Source organism: Mesorhizobium sp. M2C.T.Ca.TU.002.02.1.1 (assembly GCF_003997225.1).
The window spans coordinates 1-6,601 of sequence record NZ_RZTO01000301.1 but is presented as its reverse complement, the minus strand read 5'-3'; the positions used below and the strand labels follow the sequence as shown (position 1 = coordinate 6,601).

The 6,601-nt window shown below is 64.1% G+C and carries 9 protein-coding genes; 3 read left to right on the top strand and 6 right to left on the bottom strand.

The features are described 5' to 3' along the window. The 4 genes from EOD07_RS17255 to EOD07_RS17240 form a co-directional block, all read right to left on the bottom strand. Positions 1 to 251 (bottom strand): cytidine deaminase (locus EOD07_RS17255; RefSeq protein ID WP_127236324.1); only part of this gene is annotated, 251 nt, incomplete at its 3' end. A gap of 61 nt (positions 252 to 312) precedes the next feature. Next, complete coding sequence (locus EOD07_RS17250; RefSeq protein WP_040990186.1) at positions 313 to 1,284, bottom strand: ABC transporter permease; 972 nt, start codon at positions 1,282 to 1,284, stop codon at positions 313 to 315. Between the two features lies 1 nt (position 1,285). Continuing rightward, on the bottom strand, positions 1,286 to 2,425 hold the full coding sequence (locus tag EOD07_RS17245) for an ABC transporter permease (RefSeq protein ID WP_071070211.1): 1,140 nt from the start codon (positions 2,423 to 2,425) through the stop codon (positions 1,286 to 1,288). Then, a complete protein-coding gene (locus tag EOD07_RS17240) occupies positions 2,422 to 3,954 on the bottom strand; it encodes an ABC transporter ATP-binding protein (protein WP_040990188.1) in 1,533 nt (510 codons plus the stop codon). Before EOD07_RS17240 ends, EOD07_RS17245 begins: the two co-directional genes overlap by 4 nt. Before the next feature lie 257 nt (positions 3,955 to 4,211). On the opposite strand from EOD07_RS17240, the gene EOD07_RS17235 reads away from it, so the two are divergent. Together EOD07_RS17235 and EOD07_RS17230 are read left to right on the top strand one after the other, a co-directional pair. After that, a complete protein-coding gene (locus EOD07_RS17235; RefSeq protein ID WP_040990189.1) occupies positions 4,212 to 4,421 on the top strand; it encodes a SlyX family protein in 210 nt (69 codons plus the stop codon). 22 nt (positions 4,422 to 4,443) lie between these two features. Next, positions 4,444 to 4,851 carry a hypothetical protein gene (locus tag EOD07_RS17230; protein WP_127236322.1) on the top strand — a complete coding sequence of 136 codons (408 nt, stop codon included), beginning with the start codon at positions 4,444 to 4,446 and terminating at the stop codon, positions 4,849 to 4,851. On the opposite strand, the gene EOD07_RS17225 is transcribed toward EOD07_RS17230, so the two are convergent. Further along, entirely contained in the window at positions 4,846 to 5,304 is a 459-nt protein-coding gene (locus tag EOD07_RS17225; protein WP_245470190.1) for a GNAT family N-acetyltransferase, read from the bottom strand. The genes EOD07_RS17230 and EOD07_RS17225 overlap by 6 nt on opposite strands. A 65-nt stretch (positions 5,305 to 5,369) precedes the next feature. Continuing rightward, complete coding sequence (locus EOD07_RS17220; RefSeq protein ID WP_040990191.1) at positions 5,370 to 6,359, bottom strand: BMP family ABC transporter substrate-binding protein; 990 nt, start codon at positions 6,357 to 6,359, stop codon at positions 5,370 to 5,372. On the opposite strand from EOD07_RS17220, the gene EOD07_RS38135 reads away from it, so the two are divergent. Beyond that, a partial coding sequence (locus EOD07_RS38135; RefSeq protein ID WP_206519486.1) for a hypothetical protein occupies positions 6,360 to 6,601 on the top strand: 242 nt, incomplete at its 3' end. It lies immediately after the preceding gene.

Below are 6,601 nucleotides of genomic sequence, written 5' to 3'. Positions count from 1 at the left end.
GGCGAGCATTTGGCCATGCGTTCGGCGATCACCGCGATCTCGACGATCTTGCCGCCGCCGCCCATGATGTAGTGGCCGAGCGCCGTCGTCTCGGCGCACCAGCCTTCCGGATAAGACGCCACCTCGATATTGGCGCCGGTGAAGACGCGCCCGTCCTCGGTGCGCAGCGCGGCACCCACCGGGAACTTCGAATAAGGCGCATAGGCCTTGGCCATCGCCGTCTTCGCCGCCTCGAACAGATCATGCGACATCCGGTTCTTCTCTCCCACGATCTTGTTCAAATGCCGGTCGCCGCCGGACGAAAATTCCGGCTCAGCGTTCCTTCACATAGGGCACGCCGCCGGCGCGCGGCGGGATGGCCTTGCCGATGAAGCCGGCAAGCAGGATGACGGTGAGCACATAGGGCAGCGCCTGCATGAACTGCACCGGCACCTTGCCGATGATCGGCAGCGGCGAGCCCTGCAGGCGGATCGCCGCGGCATCGAGGAAGCCGAACAAAAGGCAGGCGAACATGGCGTTGACCGGCTTCCACTTGGCGAAGATCAGCGCTGCCAGCGCGATATAGCCCTTGCCCGCCGTCATGTCCTTCACGAAGCCGCCATTCTGCACCATGGAGAGATAGGCGCCGGCGACCCCCGTGAGGATGCCGGTGCAGATCAGCGCGCGATAGCGCAGCCAGGCGACCGAGATGCCGGCGGTGTCGACGGCGGCCGGATTTTCGCCGACCGCCCGCATCCTGAGGCCAAAACGGGTGCGAAACAGCACCCACCAGGTGAACGGCACCATGGCGAAGGCGAAATAGACCAGGATCGAATGGCCGGAGATCAGCTCGGCATAGATCGGGCCGATGATCGGCACATCCTTGATCGCGTCGGCGCCGGGCCAGGTGATCGCAGCGAAGCGTTCGCCCGGCTGCAGCGCCGGCGTGCGTCCGCCTTGGCTGAACCAGGCCTGGCCGAGGATGATGGTCGATCCGGCGGCGACGAAGTTGATCGCCACGCCGGAGACGATCTGGTTGCCGCGATGCGTGATCGAGGCGAAGCCGTGCACCAGGGCGAAGGCGACCGAGATCAGCACCGCCGTGCCGAGGCCGATCAGCGCCGAATGGAAGACGGCGGCGGCCGAAGCGCCGGCAAAGGCGCCGACCAGCATCTTGCCTTCCAGCCCGATGTCGAAGATGCCGGCCCGCTCCGAATAGAGCCCCGCCAGGCAGGCGAGCAGCAGCGGCACCGAAAGGCGGATGGTTGAATCCAGCACCTGGATGATGGCGTTGAACGTGTCCATCTCAGGCCCCCTTCCCGTTCACCGCCTGCATGCCGACCGATTTCGGACTGACCGAGGCGAACAGCGCCTGGATATAGGGCCTGAACATATGCTCCAGCGCACCGGCAAACAGGATGACCAGGCCCTGGATGATGACGATCATGTCGCGGCTGATCGCCGGCATCTCGAAGGCAAGCTCGGCGCCCCCCTGGTAGAGCATGCCGAACAGGATCGCCGCCAGCACGATGCCGACCGGATGCAGCCGGCCCATCAGCGCGACCGCGATGCCGACATAGCCGGCGCCCGAGACGAAATCGATCGCGACATTGTGCTGGTCGCCCATCACCGGATTGAGCGCCATCATGCCGGCCAGCGCGCCGGAGATCATCATCGCGGTGATGATGATACGGGTTTCCGAAATGCCGGCGTAGCGCGCCGCCTTCGGGCTGTGACCATAGGTGCGCATCTCGTAGCCGAGCCTGGTGCGCCAGATCAAAAGCCAGACCAGGAAGGCCATGACCAGCGCCAGGAGGAAGCAGATGTTGAGTGGTGCGGACCGGATCTTGGCGCCGAACAATTCGATGATCCAATTGAGCTTCGGCAGTTCGGCGCCGGCGAGGAAATTGCGCGTCTGCGGCGCCTGCGAGCCGGCCGGCTTCAGCGGACCGACCAGCAGATAGACCATCACCGAGGCGGCGATGAAGTTGAACATGATGGTGGTGATGACGATATGCGAGCCGCGCTTGGCCTGTAGATAGGCCGGGATCAGGCCCCAAAGCGCGCCGAACGCCGCCGCGGCCACGATCGCGATCGGAAAGATCACCCACCAGGGCATCACGCTGTCGAGGCTCAGGCAGACGAGCGCGATGCCGAGGCCGCCTATATAGGCTTGGCCCTCGGTGCCGATGTTGAACAGGCTGCAATGCGCCGCCACCGCCACCGACAGCCCGGTGAAGATGAAGGTCGTGGCGTAGAACAGGGTGAAGGCGATGCCCGTGCCCTTGCCGAAGGCGCCCTCGACCAGGATGACGGCGGCGCGAAACGGGTTTTCGCCGACCAGCATGACGACGAAGCCGGCGACGATGAAGGCCACCGACAGGTTGATCAACGGGATCAGCCCATAATCGGCCCAGGCCGGCAGTTTGGCGTAGGGCGTGCTCATTCGGCGGCCTCCTGGTGCTCGACGCCTGCCATCAGCAGGCCAAGCTCGCCTTCGGTCGCCTCCGGCCCGCGCTCGCCGACGACACGGCCGGCGAACATCACCAGGATGCGGTCGGAGAGCGAGCGGATCTCGTCGAGCTCGACCGAGACCACCAGCACCGCCTTGCCCTGGTCGCGCATGGCAATCAGCCGCTTGTGGATGAATTCGATGGCGCCGACATCGACGCCGCGCGTCGGCTGGCCGACGATCAGCACGCCCGGATCCTGCTCCATCTCCCTGGCCAGCACGATCTTCTGCTGGTTGCCGCCGGAGAAATTGGCCGTCTTCAGCCGCGGATTGCCGGGACGGATGTCGTATTTCTCGATCTTGTCCTTCGCGTCGGCCATGATGGCGTCGACGTCGAGGAACGGTCCCTTCAGATAGCGCTCGTCGTCGTGATAGCCGAGAATCGAATTCTCGTTCTCCTCGAAGGCGAGCACCAGCCCGACATGGTGGCGGTCCTCGGGCACATGGGCGAGCCCGCGGTCGCGCAATTCGCCGGGATCGGCCTTGCCGGTGAGATCGATCGGCTTGCCTTCCAGCATTACTTCGCCGGAGACCGCATGCCGGATGCCGGAGATCGCCTCCAGCAGTTCGGACTGGCCATTGCCGGCGACGCCGGCTATGCCGACGATCTCGCCGCCGCGCACGTCGAAGGAGACATTGTCGACCATGGTGACGCCACGCGAGTCCTTCACCGTCAGGTTCTTGACCGAGAGTTTTACCGCGCCGGCCTCCGACTGGCCCTTCTCGACCCGAAGCAGCACGCGCCTGCCGACCATCAGTTCGGCCAGTTCGCCGACCGTGGTTTCCTTCGTCACCCGGGTCGCCACCATCGTGCCCTGGCGCATCACCGAGACCGTATCGGTGATCGCCATGATCTCGCGCAGCTTGTGCGTGATGAGCACGATCGTTTTTCCTTGATCCTTCAATTGCTTGAGGATGCGGAAGAGGTGGTCGGCCTCGGCCGGCGTCAAGACGCCCGTCGGCTCGTCGAGGATCAGGATCTCGGCGCCGCGGTAGAGCGCCTTGAGGATTTCGACGCGCTGCTGCAGGCCGACCGGCAGCTCTTCGATGACGGCGTCGGGATCGACCTCGAGGCCGTATTCGCGCTCCAGCCGGTCGAGCTCCGAGCGCGCCTTGGCGATGCTGCTCTTCAGCAGCGCATCGTTTTCGGCGCCGAGGATGACATTTTCCAGCACCGTGAAATTGTCGACCAGCATGAAATGCTGGTGCACCATGCCGATGCCGAGCGCGATGGCATCGTTGGAGGTGCTGATCGACACCGGCTTGCCGCCGACGCGGATTTCGCCGCTGTCGGCCTGGTAGAAGCCGTAGAGGATCGACATCAGCGTCGACTTGCCGGCGCCGTTCTCGCCGACAATGCCGTGGATGGTGCCGCGCGCGACTTCCAGGTTGATGTCGCGGTTGGCGCGCACGGCGCCAAAACTCTTGTTGATGCCTATGAGCTCGATTGCGGCTTGCGCCATGCAGCCTGTCCCACTCGTTATTTTTTTATCGCTTGGTCAAAATGCCTAGCATGATGCCCCGCTTATGCCAATCGGCCGTTCACTCTCGACAAATCCCCGCGCCCTTGTCAATTTCGAACCTGAGCAGGTTCCGCAAAAGTGTCCCACGGTTTTGCGATCAGAACCTGCGAAACTAACAGAGCTAAGCAGATATTCGTGGGGCAACCCACGAATATCTGCTTAGCTGGGAGCTTGATATTCGCAACGGTGGGTTTTGCATGGCTATGCCTGACGATCGGCTGACGACGCTGGAAATCCGCGCCGCCGAGCAGGAAAAGACCATCGAGGAACTGTCCGGCCAGATCGCCGAGCAGTGGAAGGTTATCGAGCGCATGGAGCGCAAGCTCGCCGCCCTGACGGACCGGTTCCTGGAGCTGGAGGAGCAGACCGCTCCCGATGTTCCGGTGACCAAGCCGCCGCATTGGTGAGGCGCCATGGGGAAAGACGGCCATGCCTAGTGAAAGCGACCGTGTCGCCAGGGCCGGCGACTATGTCTTTGGCCTGATGAACGACAGGGAACGCGCCCGCGCCGAGCGCGACCTCGAGATCGATCCCGCCTTTCGCGACACGGTGCTGCGGCTGGCCGAACGCTTGCGCGCCTTCGATCCCGTAGGACCCGAGTCGCGCGACAATCGCTGGGAGCAGGTCACGCAACGCCTTGCCGAATTGCCGCAGATGCAGACGCGGCTGGGTGGCGTTGCCGCCCCGGGGACGGAAGCACCGCCGCCGATGATCCACCGGCTCGAGCGCAAGCCCTATGGCATCGGCCTGCATTCGCTTGGCGGGAGGCTGGGCTTCGTCATCGCGCTTGCCCTGGTGGCCGCCTTTGCGCTCGGCTATCTCGCCGGAACGCTATAGTTTTCTCGACATCAGAAGCATCGGCTCGCCGTCCTGCTCGAAGGTCTCTACCGCCGTCCATCCGAGCGCTTCGTAGAAGCCGCGCGCCTGCCAGGTGTAGAGGTAGAGCATGCCGATGCCGGCCGACGCGGCATGAGCCTCGACGGTCTTGACCAGCGCCGTGCCGATTCCGCCGCCGCGGTAGGCTTCCTCGACGACCAGCCCGGCCAGCCATGGCGTCAGGTCGTGCGGCGAACTGATCTCGTCGCGAACGAGCAGGCAGCTCCCGATCGGCCGGCCACGCTCGCGGGCAACGAAAGCCGCCTCGAAGCCGTCGCCGGCGATCAGGCCGCGCAGCCCGGCCACGTCCTCCTCGAGTGTCCGGCCCGTGCCCTCGAAGAAGGCCTCGAGCCGAAGCCCCGCGATCGCTTCGACGTCGCCTTCTGCCATGGCTTCGATTGTCGGTCGCATCATGCCCGTCTCCAAAACGAAACCGCCGGGCGTTGGCCCGGCGGTCCAAAACTTGGTTCAGCTGCCGATCAATACGGGCAATTGTTGTCGGCGGTGTAGTCGTGCACCTGGACCTTGCCGGAGATGATGTCGGCCTTGGCCTTTTCGACGGCCGCCTTCATCTCATCGGTCACCAGCGCCTTGTTGTTGTCGTCCATGGCATAGTCGACGCCGCCTTCCTTGAGGCCGAGATTCTCGAGGCCGCCCTTGAAGGTGCCGTTCTTGCCGTCCATGAAGGTGTTGTAGACGGCGACGTCGACGCGCTTCATCATCGAGGTCAGCACCTTGCCCGGCTGCAGGCCATTCTGGTTGGAGTCCACGCCGATGCCGAGCTTGCCTGCATCCGCAGCCGCCTGCAGCACGCCGACGCCGGTGCCGCCAGCCGCCGCGTAGACCACGTCAGCGCCCTGGTCGATCTGCGTCTTGGCGATCTCGCCGCCCTTGGCCGGGTCGTTCCAGGCGGCCGGCGTGTCGCCGGTCATGTTCTGGATGACGTCGGTCGCGCCGGCCGACTTGGCGCCGCCGACATAGCCGCATTCGAACTTGCGGATCAGCGGGATGTCCATGCCGCCGATGAAGCCGACCTTCTTCGACTTCGACGCCATCGCCGCCAGGATGCCGACGAGATAGGAGCCTTCATTCTCCTTGAACACCAGCGAGCGGACATTGGGCAGGTCGACGGCATCGTCGATGATGGCGAAATTCAGGTCTGGATAATCTTTCGCGACCGCCTTCAGCGCGTCCTCCCAGGCAAAGCCAGCCATGACGATCGGGTTGCGGCCGTCCTCGGCGAAGCGGCGCAGCGCCTGCTCGCGCTGCGAGGCGTTGGAGACTTCGAACTCGACATAGGCGACGCCGGTTTCCTTCTTGAACTTCTCGGCGCCGTTATAGGCGGCCTCGTTGAAGGATTTGTCGAACTTGCCGCCCAGATCGTAGAGGATGGCCGGCTGCACATCCGCGGCGAAAGCCGGAAGAACCATTGCGGTTGCGGCCAGAAGGCCGAGAACGATACGTTTCATGTGATCCACACCCTGTCGGTTATTTTTCCGTTTTGCACCGCCTGCCAGCCCGGTTCTCCGGCAGGCTGGCGACGCCAGGCAGGAAGTGTTCTCCCCTCCCGCTCGCGGTCAATCTGGCACGGCGCGAAACAAAATTCACGTGGAATTTTGACCTGTTGGAAAAAGCGGTTACCGGCGGTTGGGCTCGGCGACTTCACCGTAGCCGTCCGTCCGCAACAGCTTCAAAACAAGGGCCTTCAGGG